At 68.1% G+C, this 16,257-nt stretch carries 19 protein-coding genes; 7 read left to right on the top strand and 12 right to left on the bottom strand.

All coding sequences use genetic code 11. The annotated features are described in order from the left end of the window. Nucleotides 1-60 precede the first annotated feature (60 nt). Nucleotides 61-216 (top strand): tannase/feruloyl esterase family alpha/beta hydrolase, encoded by a 156-nt coding sequence (locus BX604_RS26125; protein ID WP_208450331.1) that lies wholly within the window; start codon nt 61-63, stop codon nt 214-216. 809 nt (nt 217-1,025) lie between these two features. Next, the gene (locus BX604_RS26110; protein WP_098553683.1) at nt 1,026-1,520 is read left to right on the top strand and encodes a hypothetical protein; all 495 of its coding nucleotides are present in this window, start codon (nt 1,026-1,028) and stop codon (nt 1,518-1,520) included. Between the two features lie 39 nt (nt 1,521-1,559). Here the strand turns inward: BX604_RS26110 and BX604_RS26105 are convergent, their stop codons facing one another. From BX604_RS26105 to BX604_RS26095, 3 genes are all read right to left on the bottom strand, one after another. Next, a complete protein-coding gene (locus BX604_RS26105) occupies nt 1,560-2,114 on the bottom strand; it encodes a GNAT family N-acetyltransferase (protein WP_244108913.1) in 555 nt (184 codons plus the stop codon). Nucleotides 2,115-2,240: 126 nt separating this feature from the next. After that, nucleotides 2,241-2,462: a hypothetical protein gene (locus BX604_RS26100; protein WP_098553681.1), complete on the bottom strand. Its 222-nt coding sequence runs from the start codon at nt 2,460-2,462 to the stop codon at nt 2,241-2,243. Nucleotides 2,463-2,527: 65 nt separating this feature from the next. After that, nucleotides 2,528-2,851, bottom strand: coding sequence for an HPr family phosphocarrier protein (locus BX604_RS26095; protein WP_257146428.1), 324 nt, complete (start codon nt 2,849-2,851; stop codon nt 2,528-2,530). A gap of 284 nt (nt 2,852-3,135) precedes the next feature. Here BX604_RS26095 and BX604_RS26090 point away from each other — a divergent pair, with 284 nt between their 5' ends. Together BX604_RS26090 and BX604_RS26085 are read left to right on the top strand one after the other, a co-directional pair. Continuing rightward, nucleotides 3,136-3,480: a zinc ribbon domain-containing protein YjdM gene (locus BX604_RS26090; protein ID WP_096507041.1), complete on the top strand. Its 345-nt coding sequence runs from the start codon at nt 3,136-3,138 to the stop codon at nt 3,478-3,480. 46 nt (nt 3,481-3,526) lie between these two features. Next, nucleotides 3,527-4,363 carry a spermidine synthase gene (locus tag BX604_RS26085; RefSeq protein ID WP_098553679.1) on the top strand — a complete coding sequence of 279 codons (837 nt, stop codon included), beginning with the start codon at nt 3,527-3,529 and terminating at the stop codon, nt 4,361-4,363. 24 nt (nt 4,364-4,387) lie between these two features. Here the strand turns inward: BX604_RS26085 and BX604_RS26080 are convergent, their stop codons facing one another. Then, nucleotides 4,388-4,573, bottom strand: coding sequence for a ribbon-helix-helix protein, CopG family (locus BX604_RS26080; RefSeq protein ID WP_098553678.1), 186 nt, complete (start codon nt 4,571-4,573; stop codon nt 4,388-4,390). A gap of 324 nt (nt 4,574-4,897) precedes the next feature. On the opposite strand from BX604_RS26080, the gene BX604_RS26075 reads away from it, so the two are divergent. Both BX604_RS26075 and BX604_RS26070 read left to right on the top strand, forming a co-directional pair. Next, on the top strand, nt 4,898-5,248 hold the full coding sequence (locus BX604_RS26075; RefSeq protein ID WP_098553677.1) for a hypothetical protein: 351 nt from the start codon (nt 4,898-4,900) through the stop codon (nt 5,246-5,248). After that, nucleotides 5,245-5,457 carry a DUF2909 domain-containing protein gene (locus tag BX604_RS26070; RefSeq protein ID WP_098553676.1) on the top strand — a complete coding sequence of 71 codons (213 nt, stop codon included), beginning with the start codon at nt 5,245-5,247 and terminating at the stop codon, nt 5,455-5,457. The genes BX604_RS26075 and BX604_RS26070 overlap by 4 nt, the downstream gene beginning before the upstream one ends. An 85-nt stretch (nt 5,458-5,542) precedes the next feature. Here the strand turns inward: BX604_RS26070 and BX604_RS26065 are convergent, their stop codons facing one another. The 7 genes from BX604_RS26065 to BX604_RS26035 form a co-directional block, all read right to left on the bottom strand. Continuing rightward, on the bottom strand, nt 5,543-6,877 hold the full coding sequence (locus tag BX604_RS26065; protein ID WP_098553675.1) for an LLM class flavin-dependent oxidoreductase: 1,335 nt from the start codon (nt 6,875-6,877) through the stop codon (nt 5,543-5,545). Nucleotides 6,878-6,914: 37 nt separating this feature from the next. Further along, entirely contained in the window at nt 6,915-8,591 is a 1,677-nt protein-coding gene (locus tag BX604_RS26060) for a dipeptide ABC transporter ATP-binding protein (protein ID WP_098553674.1), read from the bottom strand. After that, nucleotides 8,588-9,457 carry an ABC transporter permease gene (locus BX604_RS26055; protein ID WP_098553673.1) on the bottom strand — a complete coding sequence of 290 codons (870 nt, stop codon included), beginning with the start codon at nt 9,455-9,457 and terminating at the stop codon, nt 8,588-8,590. The genes BX604_RS26060 and BX604_RS26055 overlap by 4 nt, the downstream gene beginning before the upstream one ends. Before the next feature lie 13 nt (nt 9,458-9,470). Then, entirely contained in the window at nt 9,471-10,481 is a 1,011-nt protein-coding gene (locus BX604_RS26050) for an ABC transporter permease (protein WP_098553672.1), read from the bottom strand. A 63-nt stretch (nt 10,482-10,544) separates the two neighbouring features. Beyond that, nucleotides 10,545-12,185 carry an ABC transporter substrate-binding protein gene (locus BX604_RS26045; protein WP_098553671.1) on the bottom strand — a complete coding sequence of 547 codons (1,641 nt, stop codon included), beginning with the start codon at nt 12,183-12,185 and terminating at the stop codon, nt 10,545-10,547. 66 nt (nt 12,186-12,251) lie between these two features. Further along, nucleotides 12,252-12,827, bottom strand: coding sequence for a GNAT family N-acetyltransferase (locus BX604_RS26040; RefSeq protein ID WP_098553670.1), 576 nt, complete (start codon nt 12,825-12,827; stop codon nt 12,252-12,254). Beyond that, a complete protein-coding gene (locus BX604_RS26035; RefSeq protein WP_098553669.1) occupies nt 12,824-13,942 on the bottom strand; it encodes an MsnO8 family LLM class oxidoreductase in 1,119 nt (372 codons plus the stop codon). The genes BX604_RS26040 and BX604_RS26035 overlap by 4 nt, the downstream gene beginning before the upstream one ends. A 352-nt stretch (nt 13,943-14,294) precedes the next feature. Here BX604_RS26035 and BX604_RS26030 point away from each other — a divergent pair, with 352 nt between their 5' ends. Then, the gene (locus BX604_RS26030; RefSeq protein ID WP_179894883.1) at nt 14,295-15,599 is read left to right on the top strand and encodes an NtaA/DmoA family FMN-dependent monooxygenase; all 1,305 of its coding nucleotides are present in this window, start codon (nt 14,295-14,297) and stop codon (nt 15,597-15,599) included. Between the two features lie 153 nt (nt 15,600-15,752). Here BX604_RS26030 and BX604_RS39745 read toward each other — a convergent pair whose 3' ends face one another. After that, nucleotides 15,753-16,226 (bottom strand): hypothetical protein, encoded by a 474-nt coding sequence (locus BX604_RS39745; RefSeq protein ID WP_257146427.1) that lies wholly within the window; start codon nt 16,224-16,226, stop codon nt 15,753-15,755. Nucleotides 16,227-16,257 lie beyond the last annotated feature (31 nt).

Here is a 16,257-nt window from a genome sequence, read left to right as displayed (position 1 = left end):
CGTGCGGACGCTGTCCGACAGGCAAATAACACGAGAGAAAACGGAGGGGGGTATGGCGGCGTGAACGGCACGGTCGAGAACGGCAACGCGCCGACTCGCATCGACCTGACGTCGGCGGACGGTAGCGCGAGCCAACCCGTCTGCATGTACCCGACGAAGGCGACGTACGACGGTTCGGGGTCGATCAAGGACGCGGCGAACGATTCGTGCGAGTAAGCGGTTAGCGCGCGGCGCGCGTGGGGCATGCCGCCGGCCTCGCGTGTCAGCAATGGATTGCCGAGCGCAATCGCCTCACGTCCTGCTCCGACAACAGCGCGGCGCGAAGCCCCCGCGCGCCGTACCCGTAGCGGACCACCGCCGCGATTTCACTGCGGGTGAGCGCGCGACGGATCGCCGGCATCCGCTGCACGGGGTCGTGCGTGCCGGGTGTTTTCCGCGCCATTTGCGCCGGGCGATCGCTTTGCTGGGATCCGGCGCGAACGGGGCGGTGTGTGTGCACCGGCACGATCTTTCCCGACGCTCACGACATTGCGCAACTAACGGTCATCCTCTTTGTTCCCCGACGACGAGGATGCGCAGATGGCACGCTGACGAGCCGTCGACACGGCATGCGAACGGCAGCCACGCACGTGACGGGCTTGTTTCCACGCGACGCTTGCATATGGGGCCGAACCCCGTGCAAGGGCTTGTCATTTCGGTTGCGCGGTTGCAGAGTGGGGCGGTCCGGCAGCCGAATGTGGCGCCGTTTGCGTCGAGTTCATACGAGGAACGGTCCATGTTGCTCGTTGCGACGAAGCACGTCGGCTCCGGGTATCGGCTCCGGTGCTCCCATGATTTCCGGGCACGTTCGAACAACCCGTTGCCGAATCTTGCGGTGGCGGTTGCATGCGGTGCGGCGGCGATCTATTTCCTCGGGTCGGCATCGGCTCGCACCGGTGGCGGGGTGAACGAAACATGTCTCGAATCCGGCGCACGCGTGGCGGCCGTCACGACGGCCACGCAGCGCCCCATCCGGAGAACAGCTGATGACCGATCGCCAATCCCCCGACACGATGCCGCCGCCCCGGGAGCCCGACGCCCACCACGCGCTCGAAAGCCTGCTCGGCAGCCTGCACCGGCACGGCTTCCTGCGCTTCGCGAACGAGGTCGTCAGCGCGAATGCGCAGATGGCCGAGTCGTTCGTCGGTGCGTTCGACAACCCCGGCACGCAAAGCGGCGTGCAGAACCTCGCGGCGCTCGTGATGGCGCTGTCGCGTATTCCGCCCGAGCAGTTCAGCAAGGCCGTGTTCGCGGCCGCCGATGCGCTGCATCACATCGGTGCGTGGAAGCCGGCCGAGCATGAGCACGTCGCGCCCGGCGTGCGCGGCGCGTACCGGTTGCTGCACGACGAAGCCTTGTGGGACGCGCTGACGCCGTTGCTCGAAGGGATGAAGGTATTCGCGCAAGGCCTCGAGCGCGAATCGCAGAACCCGACACCGTCGGCGGTTCCGTCTGTCAGCGAGCGGTCGACCGGCGCATGACGGCGGCGAGCGGTGCCGCGGCCGGCGCACGGCATCCGCTCAGCGGCTCGCGCGCGAGTACAGCAACGAATCGGCGTCGTTGAAGCGGATGCGCACCGGATCGGCATACCCGGCCTTTTCCGCGACGCGGATCGACGCGACGTTGGTCGGCGCGATCAGGCACACGCTGCGCTCGAACCGGCGCTGTGCATCGAGCCAGTCGAGCGCATGCGTGAGCGCTTCGGTCGCATAGCCCTTGCCGTGCGCCCAGGTCGCGAGTGCCCAGCCGGCCTCCGGCACGCCGCGAAGCGACGGCTCGACGTTGCGGTGGAAATCGGCGAAACCGAGGTCCCCGACATAGCGGCCCGATGCCTTCTCGCGAATCGCCCAGTAGCCGTAGCCGAGCAGCGGCCACAGGCCGCGATACGCGAGCATCCGCATCCACGAGTCGCGCGGCGCCGACGGCTCGCCGTTGAAGATGTGCGCGACGACGGTCGGCTCGGCCCACATCGCGACGAGCGCATCGAAGTCGCCGAGCGGATGGCCTTCGAGGATCAGGCGCGGGGTGTCGAGAACCGGCGGGGATGTGACGAGCGGCAATGCGCTGGAGGTCATCGGATGTTCCATGGGAGGAGGATGAAGGCGGCGCGTTGCGCCGCCCGCGGGCACCGTACGATACCGCGGAAATCGTGGTGCGACCGCAAGCCTCCTGTCACGTCGGGCGATGCGCCCGACGCCATCCTACTTCCTGCTTTTCAGAAAGCTGCGGCCATGCGCGGTGATCGCCGCGCCGGAGCGGCCGTTGGCGGCGTGGCTGACGAACCCCGCGCCGACGAGTTCCTGTTCGACCGACCAGCCGAGCGCCGGCGCATCCCGGCCGTAGCGTACGTCGGCGAGGCGCTCGAGCGCCCAGATCGCGGACGCAGACAGGGTGGGGGTGTTTGACGTGACGTTGTCGTTCATCGCTTCCTCTCAGAAAGATGATTCAGGGTGAACGGCACGAGGCCGTGGCGGCGGACGACGCCGGGTCAGTCCGCCTGGAGCAAGGGCAGCAGCGCCTGCAGCGCGGCTTCCTCGTCGGAGCCGGTCGCGAGCACCTGCGCAGAGGTGCCGCCGTGCATCAGCAGTGACGCGATGGCATGGCCGTCCCTCGCGTTGCCGCTGAGCCCGTTGGCGATCAGCAGGATGTCGCTTTCGAAACGGTGTGCCGCCGCGACGACTGCGTCACGGGCGGCGTTCGCGCGGCTGCGGTTCCATGCGGCGCCGATTTCAACGTAGACGACGGTTGGCACGATGCGGGTCAGCCTTGCGGAAGGTCGCCGGAACCGGGCGCGACAGGCGACCGGCAGCACGGCGCGAACGCACGGTACGCGGCTTGCCGCTGCGCCGCGGGGCGTTTTACATGCGACGTCGGTGCATCATTCATCTCGAACATGTCGACATCCTCAGCGAAACCGCCATCAAGTCCGGCGAATGATGGAAAGTGCGCAATTATAATACGACAGCCGAGTTATGTGTATTGCATTATAATGTTGTGCGCGTGAAACCCGGCCTGCCGATCCGTCGGCGATGACTCGGCCGCGCGCGTCCGGCATTTTTGTGCCGATCCCCGAACCCCCTCCGAATGGAAGCTGGAATGAACGCTGCACCCGCCTGCCCGCAATGCGCGATGGAAAACACCTACCCGGACGGCACGCTTTACGTGTGCGCGGACTGCGGTCATGAATGGTCGGCAGGCGCCGGCGCCGAAGCGGGCGACGAACCGGCGGGCGACGTCGTCAAGGACGCGAACGGCAACGTGCTGTCCGACGGCGATTCGGTCGTGCTGATCAAGGACTTGCGCGTGAAGGGTTCATCGATCACGCTGAAGATGGGTACCAAGGTCAAGAGCATCCGGCTCGTCGGCGGCGATCACGAAGTCGATTGCAAGACCGACCTCGGCGGCTTCATGCTGAAGGCCTGCTACCTGAAGAAGGTCTGACCGCGCGCGGTTCGACCGACTCTCCGATTACCCGGGCCTGCCGAGCATGAGCGAGGATCGAGCTTCCTATGATGCATTCCTGCGGTTCCTGGCGATGCCGTTGAACGACGGTCGCCCGTTCGTGCTCGAGACGAAGCACACGGTATCGCTGCACTTCGACCACTTCGGCACGCAGAGCTTCATGTCGCTGAAGGATCCGGTGCGGCTCGAACTCGGCTATACGCGCGTGATGATGGGCTTTCTGCTGCTGCAGCCCGTGCCCGCGCGTATCTGCATGATCGGGCTCGGCGGCGGTTCGCTCGCGAAATACTGCTACCGGCATCTGCCCGATACCGCGATCGACGCGGTCGAGATCAATCCGGACGTGATCGCGCTGCGCAACGTGTTCCGGATCCCCGACGACGATGCGCGCTTCGCGGTAATGTGTGCGGACGGTGCGGACTACGTGTCGAGGGAAGAGGTGCAGGCGGACGTGATCCTGCACGACGCATTCGTCGCTGACGGCATGCCGGGCCGGTGCACGGGCACGGCGTTCCTCGATGCCTGCCGTGCGCGGCTGAGCGAAGCGGGCGTGCTCGCGATCAACTTCATGGACGACGATCCGGCGCTGCCGCGGCATCTCGAGCAGTTGCGCGAGGTGTTCGACGAGTCGTATGCGCTCGTTCCGTGCGGCGACGACAACAACTTCATCGCGTTTGCATGGAAGAACGGCAACCCGCTGCCATCGTTGCGCGTTTTGCTCGAACGCGCGCTCGGGATCGCATCGGCCGGCGAGCTGAAGCTGTCGCCGACGGCCCGGCGCATGAAGGAAGGCGAGTGCATCGATCCCGCGCGGCTCGTGTGGCGCGCGCGCGAGCATGCCCGTTGGGAAATCTGCGCGTGAGTGCCGCCGCGGGTTCGAGCGCGTTTACTTCATTCGCTTGCCGAGCGCGCTTTTCGTCCGGTACGTTACGCCGTGCTGGTCGAGATACTCGCGGATCAACTGTCGCACGACCTGCGACGGCGTGAGGTCCTGCTCCGCGCAAAGTGTTTCGAACGCCTCTTTCTTGGCGGGGTCGATCAGGACGGTGAGGCGGGCGGTTTTCGTTTCCATCGTGCGGCAGCGCTGGTGGGTATGTTAATCAAATTATAATACATCTGTTCCCGGCGTCACGTCCGGAATAGGGCATCGAGTGCATGCGTCGGCTCGATGCCGGCGATCGAGCCATGCCGACACGCGCCGGGTTGCTCGAATCGTCAATCGTATATGATAATTAAATTATCATAATCTGTTACCCGAATTTGGCTTTGAGTACAATGTGAGCCGACGCTGCCGGCCTCGGGTCCGCCCGGCTGGCTGCATCGTCTGCGCGACCGGTCGTCCGGCTGCTTCCGGTTTCACACGGCACGTGTTCGCCGTCACTTCGATATCTGCGTGATGACCCCGATCAAGTTCGTTCTTCGCTACACGGCTATCCCGTTTACGGCCATCGTGGCCGTCGTGGTGTGGGCCGTCATCCCTTCGTCGAAAGAGGTCGACGCGCGGCAATATGCGGCGCTGTCGCGCGGATACGCGAGCTTTCCGCTACCGTTCCGACATGAGATCGCGGAAGCGATGGATGAGGGTCGAATCAGCGACCGGCATTACCAGACGCTGGTGCGCGATTCGCTGGGCAATGGCGTGGCGCTGGACTGGCCGGCGTCGGGTGTCGCCGACGTCGCTGCCGAGCGGCACCGGCTGGCCGAACTGCTGAAGGCCGATGCGGGCCTGGAGGAGCATCAACAATGAAGATTGCGCTGGTTTCGATGGCGTTCGGGCTGATTATCGCGAGCCTGATTTTCGCGTTGTATTTCATGAATCACGATCGCGGGACGAGCAAGCGGATGGCGTGGTCGCTCGCGGCGCGCGTCGGGTTGTCGATCACGCTGTTTCTGTCGCTGCTGATCGCGTACCGGCTCGGGTGGATCGAGCCGACAGGGCTGCCGATCGGGCGGTGATGCGCCGTGCGTTCGCGCATGCCCGCCCGGCAACATGAGCGGGCGGGCCGAAGCCAACTAGCCGGCAGGCCGACATCGCCGCTGCTTACGCCGCCTGCGCGTAGCGGTTCGACGGATACGGCAACCCGAGATGTTCGCGCAGCGTCGTGCCGTCGTAATCGCGCCGGTACGCGCCGCGCTCCTGCAGAATCGGCACGACCCTGGCGGCAAAGTCGGCGAACGCGGTCGGCGTGCCGCCGCGCACGATGAAGCCGTCGGTGGCGCGCGCTTCGACCCACGCCTGCAACCCGTCGGCGACCTGTTCGGGCGTGCCGGCGAACGCGGGCCGCGGCGTGGCTGCTTCGAGCGCCACCTCGCGCAGCGTCAGGCCGCGCTCGGCGGCGTCGCGCTTGATCGCGTCGGTGGTGCTGCGGAACTGGTTGCCGCCGAGTTCGCCGAGATCCGGGAACGGCGCGTCGAGCGCGTATTGCGCAAAGTCGTGGTGATCGAAGTAGCGGCCGAGATAGTCGAGCGCGTTGTCGATCGTCACGAGCCGGGCGGTGTCCTGATATTGCGCTTCCGCATCGGCGGCCGACGCCGCGACGATCACGCTGATCCCCTGGAACACCTTCAGGCTGTCGGGCGCACGGCCGTGCGCGGCGAGCCGTCGCTGAACGTCCGCATGGAACGCCTGCGCGAGCGGGATCGTCTCCTGGCGCGTGTAGATCGCATCCGCATGCTCGGCCGCGACAGCCTTGCCGTCGTCGGACGCGCCAGCCTGGAACAGGATCGGGCGCCCTTGCCGCGAGCGGCCGATGTTCAGCGGCCCGGCCACCGAAAAGAATTCGCCGACGTGATTCAGCGTATGCAGCTTGTCCGGATCGAAGAACACGCCGCTTGCCTTGTCGCGCACGAACGCGTCGTCCTCCCACGAATCCCATAGACCTTTCGTCACCGTCAGGAATTCCGATGCGATCCGGTAGCGCAGCGCGTGCTCGGGGTGCGCGGCGCGCGAGAAATTCTTCGCGGAACCTTCGAGCGGCGACGTGACGACGTTCCAGCCGGCACGGCCGTCGCTCAGGTGGTCGAGACTCGAGAACTGCCGTGCGACGGTGAACGGATCGCTGTACGAGGTCGACAGCGTGCCGACCAGCCCGATCCGCTCGGTGACGAGCGCGAGCGCCGACAGCAGCGTGAGCGGCTCGAAGCGGTTCAGGAAGTGCGGGATCGACTTCGCGTTGATGTGCAGCCCGTCGGCGACGAACAGCAGGTCGAATTTCGCGGCTTCGGCCTGTTTCGCGAGCGTGCGGACGAAGTCGACGCTGATGCTCGCGTCGGCGACCGCATCCGGGTGCCGCCACGCGGACATGTTGCCGGACGCGCCCTGGATGATGGCGCCGAGATGGATCTGGCGGGGAGAAGCGGAAGGCGATTGGCTCATGGTTGGCACACGGCAGAGGTTCGGTGAAGGGCAAAGGTCAGGCGAGGGCGGGCAGCGGCGCCGTTGCCGGCGCGTCGGGCAGGGTCGGCAGCGCGTCGAGCAGCGACACGGTGTACGGGTGCGACGGCGCGCCGAACACCCGGTCGACCGGGCCGCTTTCGACGACGCGGCCGCCGCGCATCACGAGAATCCGGTCGGCGACGTGATGCACCACGCCGAGATCGTGCGAGATGAACAGCATCGCGGTGCCGTGTTCGGCCTGCAGGTCGGCGAGCAGGTCCAGTACCTGCGCCTGGATCGACACGTCGAGCGCGCTGACCGGCTCGTCCGCGACGAGCAGCGCCGGATTCGACGCGAACGCGCGCGCGATCGCGACGCGCTGCCGCTGGCCGCCGGACAGTTCGCGCGGATAGCGGTCGATGCAACCGGCGCCGAGCTGCACTTCGTCGAGGAGCTGCAGCACGCGCCGACGCCGCGCGTCGCCGTGGATACCGGCCACGTCGAGGCTTTCGCCGACGATCTGTCCGACCGGGTAGCGCGGGTCGAACGAGCTGTACGGATCCTGTGCGATCAACTGCAACCGCGCGCGGCGCGCCCGCCGCGCGGCTTCCGGCACGCCGTTCCACGGCTGACCGTCGAGCGCGACGGTGCCGCCGTCCGGTTCGACGAGCCCGAGCACGATCCGCGCGACCGTGGATTTGCCGGAGCCGGATTCGCCGACGATGCCGAGCGTCTCGCCGCGCGCGAGCGTGAACGACACGCCGTCGACCGCGGCCGGCGTGTCGCGGCCGCCGTAGCGTTTCGTCAGCGCGTCGACGGCCAATACCGGCGCACCCGTATCGATGCGCTTCGGCGGCAGCGGCACGCGCGCGGTAGCCGCGAGCCGGAACCCGCGCGACGCGGCCGTGGGAATCGCCGCGAGCAACTGGCGCGTGTACGGATGCGTCGGCGCGCGCAACACGTCGCGTGCCGGCCCTTGCTCGACGATCTGGCCGCCACGCATCACGAGCACGCGATCGGCCAGCTCCGCGACGACCGCGAGGTCGTGGCTGATCAGCAGCACCGCGTCGCCGGCATCGCGGCGCGCGCGCAGCAGCGACAGGATCTGGCGTTGCACGGTCATGTCGAGCGCGGTGGTCGGCTCGTCGGCGATCAGCAGCGACGCGCCGCCCGCGATCGCGGTGCCGATCAGCACGCGCTGCCGCAAGCCGCCCGACAACTGGTGCGGATACTGCGGCAGCCGCCGCTCGGGGTCGTCGATGCCGACCGCGCGCAGCAGGTCGGCGCTGCGCGCGGCGACATCGCGACGCCGCGTATCGTGCAGCGCTTCCGCGACGAGGTCGCGCACGCGCCACAGCGGATCGAGCGACACCAGCGCGTCCTGCAGCACATAGCCGATCCGGCGGCCGCGAATCGCGCGCCAGTCGCGTTCGCGATGGCGGCGCACGTCGGTGCCGGCGATGTCGAAGCGCGCCGCGTCAATAGTGGCATGCGGGCCGTTCAGTCCGACGAGGCTGCGCGCGGTAACCGACTTGCCGGAACCCGACTCGCCGACCAGCGCCACGCATTCGCCGGGATGCAGCGTGAGGTCGAGCGGTCCGACGACGGGCCGCGTGCCGTGCGCGCCGCGGAACCCGACCGTCAACTGCTCGATGCAGACCACCGGCGCGCCACGCGCGGGCGTTGGGTGCGACACGACTCCGGTCTCGCTCATGCTGCCTCCCGGCGCTCGAAGCGCGCTTGCCAGTAGCCGCCGAGCGCATTCACCGCGATCACGGCCGCGGTGATCGCGAGACCGGGCCACACCGCGATCCACCACGCGTTGTACAGATAGTTGCGGCCTTCGGCGAGCATCAACCCCCATTCGGCGGCAGGCGGCTGCGGGCCCATCCCGAGAAAGCTCAGCCCGGACGTGCCGATGATCGCGGTGCCGAGGCCGACCGTCGCGAGGACCGGCACCTGCGCGATCGCGTGCGGCAGCACGTGGCGCCAGACCAGCACCGCCGGCGCGAGGCCGAGCGTGCGCGCGTGCTCGACGTAGCCGGACGACGCGACGACGAAGGTCTGCGCGCGCACGACGCGCGCGAAGCGCGGCACCGACGCGACGCCGAGCGCGAACACCAGGTTCACCGCGCCGGGGCCGGTGAACGAGATCAGCATCAGCGCGAGCAGTAGGTCGGGGAACGCGGACACGACGTCGAGCAGGCGCGTGATCAACTCGTCGAGCCAGCCGCGGGCGAGGCCGGCGAGCAGCCCGAGCGCGGTGCCGAACAGCGTCGCGACGCCGATCGCGGCCACGCTGATCGACAGCGAGTAGCGTGCGCCATACACGACGCGCGAGTAGATGTCGCGGCCGAGCTGGTCGGTGCCGAGCCAGTGTTCGGCGCTGCTGCCGAGCTGCGCGGACAGCGGGTCGGCGGCGAGCGGATCGTAGTGTGCGAGCCAGCCGGGCGCGACGACGGCGACCACGTTCAGCAGCAGATAGACGGCGGCGAGCGCCAGCCCCGGATGGCGGTACAGCCAGCCGGCCGTGCTGCGTGCCGCGTGCGGGCGCAACGCGAGGGCGACGGGAGTGGACATCGGTGCCTCCGGTTCAATGCCGTGCGCGGCGTTCGCGCAGGCGGGGATCGATCAGCAGGTACAGCAGATCGACGGCGGTGCTGAGCGCGACGTAGATCGCCGCCGACAGGATGGCGATCGCGAGGATCACCGACATGTCCTTCGACAGCACCGCGTCGACCGTCACCTTGCCGAGGCCCGGCCGGCCGAACACCTGCTCGGTGATCACGGCGCCGCTCAGCAGCCCGCCCACGAGCCAGCCGGCGAGCGTCACGGCCGGCAGCGCCGCGTGGCGCAGCGCATGGCGCACGCGCAGCGCGAGCCCGCCGATCCCCCACGAACGCACCGTCAGCGCATACGGCTCGTCGAGCGCGCGCTCGATGCCCTGCCGCAGCACGCGGCCGATCACCGCGCCCTGCGCGAGCCCCAGCGACAGCGCGGGCAGCACGAGCGACGCGAAGCCGCGATCGCCGGCCACCGGGAACAGCTTCAGCGTGAAGCTGAACACGAACAGCAGCATGATCCCGAGCCAGAACGACGGCGTCGACGCCAGCAGCAGCTCGACGCCGGACGCCGCGCGCCCGGCCCAGCGGCGGCCAGCCGTCAGCACCGCGAGGCCCACCGCGAACACGACCGTCACGACGAGCGCCGCGCCCGTCAGCTTCAGCGTCGGCCACAGCTGGCCGAGCACGAGCGGCGCGACGTCGGTGTTCAGGATGTACGAGCGGCCGAAGTCGCCGTGCAACACGCGCCACAGGTAATGCACGTATTGCAGCGCGAGCGGTTCGTCGAGTCCCCATTCCTGGCGGATCGCGGCCTCGATTTCGGGCGTGCTCACCTGCTCGCCGATCAGGATGCCGACGATGTCGCCCGGCGCGAGATGCACGGCCGCGAACGACAGCGTGATCGCGGCCCACAGCACGAGCACGCCGGTGGCGAGCCGCGTGACGACGGGCGAACCCGGCCAGCGGCGCCATGCGGCCGGCGACGGCGCAGCCGGCAGCGCGTCGGGGACGGAGACGGGAGCGGAGGTCGAATGGTTCATCTGGGAAATCTCCTGTCGGTTCGGCGCGAACCGTGATGCGCAAGCGGGCCGCTACGCGCCGGCTTACTGCTTCACCCACACGTCGTACGGGTTCTCGGGCATCTGTGCGAACGAGCGGAAGCGCAGCCCCTGGACCGCCTTCGCGGCCGCGATCTGGTCTTCGGGTTCGTACAGCGGCACCGCGTACGCCTGCTCGTTGATCGCGAAGTGCTGCAGCTCGCCGTACAGCTGCTTGCGCTGCGCGACGTTCTGCGTGCGCGCGGCCGCCTGCAGCCAGCGCGTCAGCTCGGGCGCCGACGCACGGCTGTAGTTCAGCGCACCGCCATGACCGACCGGCAGGTAGTGACCTTCGATGTCGATGCCGTCGGGCGGCGTGTTCGAGTTCGCGATCGAGCCGAACTTGCCGCTCTTGCGCGCTTCGACGTACGTGCCGTCGTCGACGTACTGGATCTTCAGGTCGACGCCGAGGCGTTGCCGCGCTTGCGCCTGCAGTGCCTGCAGCAGCACGTCGCGCTGGTCGCGTACCGTCGCCTGCGCCTGGATCACCGCGATCGTCAGGCGTTCGCCGTTGCGGGTCCGGTAGCCGCTGCCGTCGCGTGCCTGCCAGCCGGCTTCGTCCAGCAACCGGTTCGCAAGCGCCGGATTGTTGCCGTAGGTCTTTTCGACCGCGGCGTCGTAGAGCGGATCGATCGGCGACGTGATGCCCCATGCGCGCGTGCGCTCGCCGCGGTAGATCGACTGCACGATGCCGGTCGCGTCGAGTCCTTCGAGCAGCGCGCGGCGCACTTTCACGTCGCGGGTCGGGCCGTAGTCGACGTTCAGGAACAGCGAGTAGGGCGTGCCGGTGTTGAGCGCGCGGCGGTACGTGAAATCGGCGTTCTTGCGGATCAGCGCCGCGTCGTTGCCGGACACGCCTTCGATCACGTCGACCTGGCCGGACAACAGTGCGCCGGTGCGCACCGACGATTCGGGCAGGAACCGGTAGACCACCCGGTCGAGGTATGCGGGCCCCTGGTGGCCCGCCGTCGGCGGCGCCCAGCGATAGTCGGGGTTCTTCGCGAACTCGATTTCCTGGCCTTTCACGTAGCGCTTCAGGATGAACGGGCCGGTGCCCGCGATGTCCGGGCCGCCCGACTTCAGGCTCGGCCGGCCGAACGCGTTCGGCGACAGCAGCGGCAGACGGCCGGCGAACGTCAGGAACGGCGCATACGGCGCGTCGAGCGTGATCACGACCGTATGCGCGTCCGGCGTCTTCACGTCGGCGACGTGCGAGATCAGCTGCGCCAGCTGGCTGCCGGCCGAATAGGACAGTTCGCGCGCGTTCAGGACGTTGCGGGCGACGGCCTGCGCGTCGAACGGCGCGCCGTCGGTGAACTTCACGCCGTCGCGCAGCGTGAACGTGTAGGTCTTGCCGTCGGCCGAGACCTTGTAGCCGGTCGCGAGCCACGGCACGTAGCTGCCGTCGGGCTTCTGCGCGAGCAGGCTTTCGTACGCGTTGCGCAGCAGCAGCTCGACCTTGTCCTGGCCGTTCAGTTGCGGATTCAGCGTGCGTGGCTCCGTCTCGACGCCCCAGGTCAGCGTGCCGCCGGAGACGGGCGTGCCCTGGGCGAACGCCGCATACGGCATCGCGAGGGCGAGCAGCAGGGCGGTCGATGCGGTGCGGCGCGACGCGCGGAAAGCGGAATCCGGAAATGCGAGAGTCATGCGTTGAAGCCTTTCACGAGAGGGAGGACAGCGGATGCAGTACGCGCGGCAGGATGGGCCTGCGCGTTACGCGTTCGCGGGGATGTGCAGGCCGTCCGGTGCGGTGTCGGCCGTCGCCGGATCCGCGTAGAGATCCGGGATCAGGATTTTTCCGAGCCAGACGAGCGGCGTGCCGAGCGCGTTGGTCGAGCGATCGAACGGCACGTAGCCGCGGCGCTCGTAGTACGACTGCAGCCACGGATGATCGGTCGCGGTCGCGAGATACGTCGCGGGCGCCTTGACCTGCGCGGTCAGGAATTGCGTCTCGACGTGATCGAGCAGCAGGTGCCCGAGTCCTTGCCGCTTGAACGCCGGCGCGACCGCGAACCAGTGCAGGAACGGATGCGGCGTGCGATGGCGTTCGCCGGATACCCACGGAAACCGCACGGTCAACGTGGCGGCGAGGGTCGAGCGGCCGTCGGGTGCCGCGTGCTCCAGCACGAACGTCGTTTCGCGCGCGACGGTTTGCGCGACCCGCTCGATCGGCGAGCGCGTGATCGTGAAGTGCACGCCCTGCGGGACGAGCGGGGCGTATGCGTCCTGCAGCAACGCATAGAGGGCCGGCACGTCGTCGGCGCCGGCGATGCGGATCGTGTCGGTCATGGCGCGGCGCCCTCGAAGTCCGGTTGGTGTGCGGCCGTGCGCGTGCTCGAGTCTTGCGAATCCGGTTCGTTCAGTGCCGATGCGCCGGCCAGCAGCCGCAGCGACGCAATTCGCGGTGCGGCGTCGGCGAGCGGCGTGTCGATGACGAATTCGTCGATCCCGTGACGGTGGTGCAACGCGTTGAGTGCGTGCAGTACGTCGTCGCGCGTGCCGTGCACGATGCGCGTTTCGCGCGGGTCGATCCGGTGCGGGCCGTTGCCTGCCTGACGAATGTACGCGTGTGCCTGTTCGAGGCTGCCGACGTTGACGGCCGGCGTGTCGCCGACCTGCACGCGAAAGCCCTGATGCCCGCTCGCCAGTTGCGCGGCTGCGTCGCGCGTCGATGCGACGATCGCGGACACCGCGAGCAGCGGCGTACGCCCGCCCGACGCGCGGCGGTATGTATCGAACGCGTGTTCCAGATCCTTCGCGGAGGCGTTCAGATGCGACGCATAGACGAACGCCCAGCCGAGCGTCGCGGCAAGCGTGGCGCTTTCCGCGCTTGCGCCGAGCAGGAACGGTTGCGCGGGCACTGGCGGGTGCGGTGTCGCGTGCAGTGCGGCGGTGTCGTCCGATGCGTCGTGCGGGATGCCCGTGTGTTGAAGATGGCGATTCAGCGCGTCGGCGAGATCGGCGAACGACGGGCGGTGCGCCGGATCGTAGCCGGCCTGCAGCGCGCGCGTCGACAGCGGCAGGCCGCCCGGCGCCTTGCCGATGCCGAGATCGACGCGGCCCGGCGCGAGCGACGCGAGCAGGTTGAAATTTTCCGCGATCTTGTACGGACTGTAGTGCTGCAGCATCACGCCGCCCGATCCGACACGGATGCGCCGGGTATGGGCCAGCACGTGCGCGATCAGGATCTCCGGCGACGGGCATGCGAGTGCAGCCGTGTTGTGATGCTCGGCGAGCCAGTAGCGGTGATAGCCGGCGGCATCGGCGAAGCGCGCGAGCGAGACGCTGCGCGCCAGTGCGTCGGCGGCGGTTTCTCCCGGCGCAACGGGACTCTTGTCGAGCACGCTCAAGCGGAACGGCAAGGCGGACAAAGCGGAAGCGGAGCGAGTGGCGTCGAGCGTCATGATGATGCGATCGGCGCGGGTCGAAGCGGCCTGATCAACGGGTTGGCATGACGAATTATTTTTCGCTGCCGTTCGCGCGGTCAAACAATCAAGAGGAATATCGAAAGCCGAAAATATTGGTTCCTGCCGCCTGGGGGGCTTGCGTTATGGTCAGTGGCTGCGCGCCTCGCGGCGCGTTGCTGGCGCATGCCGGACGAGTCCGTGCGAGCGCGCTCGCCGTTGCCCGTTGCGATGCCGACATGCGTCCTCCAACCTCCGACCGATTGGAATCTCAAGGAATACAGATGAATGACCAGGGTGAACGACGCACGGCGCGCACCGCATGCCGTCGCGCGACGACCGGAGCCGCATCGTGAGCGGCGCGCGACGACTGAAAACGCTCGTCGGGGCCGCGAGCGTGCTGTACGCGCCCGGCGATACGGATGTGGCGCAGGGTGTGCGGCGCGCGGCAGCGCTCGCACGCAAGGCGGAAGCCGAGAAGATCACCGGCCTGTTCACCGCCGATCTGCTGCAGGCCGATGCGGCCGGCCTCGCCGGTAGCACGGGCAGCCAGGAGCCGATCGTCGCGCTCGCGGCGCTGAGCCAGGCGACTTCGGCCATCGGGCTCGTCGCGACGGTGTCGACGACGTATCACCATCCGTACAACCTCGCGCGGCTGATCGGCACGCTCGATCATGTGAGCGGTGGCCGCGCCGCGTGGAACGCGGTCACGTCGTCGGTCGGCGAGGAGAATTTCGGCGATGGGGCGCTGCCCGATCCGGAGCAGCGGTATGCGCGTGCGGCCGAATTCGTCGAAGTCGTCAACGCACTGTTCGACGCGAACGATCCGGCCGCGACGCGGCGCGGGCCGTCAGGCGGCATCTCGGTCGATCCGCGCCAGCTCGGCGCAATCGACTTCCGCGGCGCGCACTTTCAGGTGCAGGGGCCGCTGAACGTGCCGCCGTCGCCGCAGCGCAGGCCCGTGCTGTTTCAGGCCGGACAGTCGGCCAGCGGCGTATCGCTCGGCGCGAGGTATGCCGAAGTCGTCTACACGTCGCAGCCGACGCTCGACGATGCGCGCACGTTCGTCGCCGAGCTGCACCGGCAGGCCGTTGCATTCGGTCGCGGCGACCGGCTGCCGCTCGTGATGAACTCGTTTCATTCGGTGATCGGCGAATCCGATGCCGATGTCGCGCGGCGGCTGCGCGACAAGCACGAACGCATCGACTACGAACAAGGCAGGTTGAAACTCGCCGACATGCTCGGCGGCGGCATCGACCTGCGCGACCTGCCGCTCGACCAGCCGTTGCCGGAAGCGCTGCTGCCGGAGATCGACAGCGTGCAGCGACGGCGCGGACGCGTGGCGATCTTCGTCGGCTATGCGCGCCAGCGGCTCACGCTGCGCGAGCTGATCATCCGCGCGCAGGAGACCGGCCACTGGTTCGTCGCCGGCACGCCCGAGCAGCTCGCCGATGCGATCGAAACGCGCTACCGCGCGGGGCTCGTCGACGTGCTGTCGCTGCACGGGCTCGGCCAGCCCGATCAGGAGGATTTGCTGCTCAACGGTTTGCTCCCCGCGTTGCGTCGGCGCGATCTGCTCGATACCGACTATGTCGGCGGCGATTTCCGCGCGAATCTGGCGCTGCCGGCGTTGCAGCGTGAAACCGCGACGGCGTGAACGAACGTGGCCGCGGCCGCTGCATGGATTGCGCAGGCGGCGTGATCGTCGTTCCGCGACTGGGTGGCCGTGCCCCGCCGGCGTTTGCCGCGTGGATCGGGACGACTGTCGACAGGGCAGGCGCGGTGCTAGCGACCACGCCAGCCAGATTGGTTAGGTTTCCGATGATTCTGATGATGGTGGGCGCGAGCCCAGTATTTCCGCCTGCCGATACTGCCATTGAATCAGTTCGTCGCGAAACGCATCGGAGGATTGTCCGGACGTCACCCGCAATGCGCCGGATCGAAAAGCGCTCGCGGCGCACCAGAACGATCGGGCATCCGGCGGTGCATCGATGGCGGTAATCGGCAACGGGTACGTTCGATGCAGATACGACAGGAAGGTGAGGCCATGGCCGCGGCGTCTCATCGACGGGCAAATGTCCAGCCGATGGATGTAGACCCGGTCGGTTCGTGGCGCCAGACTGTATATCGCTGTGCCGACGGTGTCGCCGGACGCCGCCAGGATCACGACTTCCCAGCCCGAATGGTGCGCACGGTCGATGCCTGGCTCGATCGCGATCGGCCGGGATTGAAAATGAATCGCGGGAAGCTGTCGGGATTTGCGTCGCGCAACAAGGGACCGCAAGCAGGAAAGCACGTTCAGCCTTTTGTCATGT

The sequence above is a fragment of the Burkholderia sp. JKS000303 genome (genome assembly GCF_002563755.1).
Lineage (GTDB): Bacteria > Pseudomonadota > Gammaproteobacteria > Burkholderiales > Burkholderiaceae > Burkholderia > Burkholderia anthina_B.
Note: the sequence above shows the minus strand (reverse complement) of the source record. Positions and strands in the feature narration are given on the sequence as shown.

Excerpts from the sequence above, each read along its gene's own strand:
- BX604_RS26110 (WP_098553683.1), top strand. The coding sequence starts at position 1,026 with ATGACCGATCGCCAATCCCCCGACACGATGCCGCCGCCCCGGGAGCCC.
- BX604_RS26105 (WP_244108913.1), bottom strand. The coding sequence starts at position 2,114 with ATGACCTCCAGCGCATTGCCGCTCGTCACATCCCCGCCGGTTCTCGAC.
- BX604_RS26100 (WP_098553681.1), bottom strand. The coding sequence starts at position 2,462 with ATGAACGACAACGTCACGTCAAACACCCCCACCCTGTCTGCGTCCGCG.
- BX604_RS26090 (WP_096507041.1), top strand. The coding sequence starts at position 3,136 with ATGAACGCTGCACCCGCCTGCCCGCAATGCGCGATGGAAAACACCTAC.
- BX604_RS26085 (WP_098553679.1), top strand. The coding sequence starts at position 3,527 with ATGAGCGAGGATCGAGCTTCCTATGATGCATTCCTGCGGTTCCTGGCG.
- BX604_RS26080 (WP_098553678.1), bottom strand. The coding sequence starts at position 4,573 with ATGGAAACGAAAACCGCCCGCCTCACCGTCCTGATCGACCCCGCCAAG.
- BX604_RS26075 (WP_098553677.1), top strand. The coding sequence starts at position 4,898 with ATGACCCCGATCAAGTTCGTTCTTCGCTACACGGCTATCCCGTTTACG.
- BX604_RS26070 (WP_098553676.1), top strand. The coding sequence starts at position 5,245 with ATGAAGATTGCGCTGGTTTCGATGGCGTTCGGGCTGATTATCGCGAGC.
- BX604_RS26065 (WP_098553675.1), bottom strand. The coding sequence starts at position 6,877 with ATGAGCCAATCGCCTTCCGCTTCTCCCCGCCAGATCCATCTCGGCGCC.
- BX604_RS26060 (WP_098553674.1), bottom strand. The coding sequence starts at position 8,591 with ATGAGCGAGACCGGAGTCGTGTCGCACCCAACGCCCGCGCGTGGCGCG.
- BX604_RS26055 (WP_098553673.1), bottom strand. The coding sequence starts at position 9,457 with ATGTCCACTCCCGTCGCCCTCGCGTTGCGCCCGCACGCGGCACGCAGC.
- BX604_RS26050 (WP_098553672.1), bottom strand. The coding sequence starts at position 10,481 with ATGAACCATTCGACCTCCGCTCCCGTCTCCGTCCCCGACGCGCTGCCG.
- BX604_RS26045 (WP_098553671.1), bottom strand. The coding sequence starts at position 12,185 with ATGACTCTCGCATTTCCGGATTCCGCTTTCCGCGCGTCGCGCCGCACC.
- BX604_RS26040 (WP_098553670.1), bottom strand. The coding sequence starts at position 12,827 with ATGACCGACACGATCCGCATCGCCGGCGCCGACGACGTGCCGGCCCTC.
- BX604_RS26035 (WP_098553669.1), bottom strand. The coding sequence starts at position 13,942 with ATGACGCTCGACGCCACTCGCTCCGCTTCCGCTTTGTCCGCCTTGCCG.